Origin of the sequence: Paenibacillus sp. MER 180 (assembly GCF_023713665.1) — a bacterium.
GTDB classification, from domain to species: domain Bacteria; phylum Bacillota; class Bacilli; order Paenibacillales; family Paenibacillaceae; genus Paenibacillus_B; species Paenibacillus_B suaedae.
In genome coordinates this window covers 1-277 of record NZ_JAMAVT010000108.1, presented here as the reverse complement: position 1 = coordinate 277, position 277 = coordinate 1, and the positions used below count along the sequence as shown (strand labels likewise).

General features: G+C 50.2%; 1 rRNA gene. It reads right to left on the bottom strand.

The annotated features are described in order from the left end of the window. Window positions 1-198: 198 nt before the first annotated feature. Window positions 199-277: ribosomal RNA gene (locus M3661_RS30075) — 23S ribosomal RNA — on the bottom strand; the annotation flags it as partial.

The following is a 277-nucleotide window of genomic DNA, read 5'->3' as shown; positions in this document are numbered from 1 at the left end:
CGGTCGTGTTCGGGATGGGTACGCGTGGAACCCCTCCGCCATCGCCACCAAACAGCATTGGCTAAAGCCAATATGAAGTTCAAGGTTTGAACCTTGAAAACTGAATGCGAAAGTTAGTGCTAGTTGTCCATCCGGGGCCCCCGGAAAGTATTCGGTGTTGCTGCAAAGCTTCACGTCACTTTTTGGGGTTTAATCTTTTAGGATAAGCCCTCGACCGATTAGTATTGGTCAGCTCCACACATTGCTGTGCTTCCACCTCCAACCTATCTACCTCGTC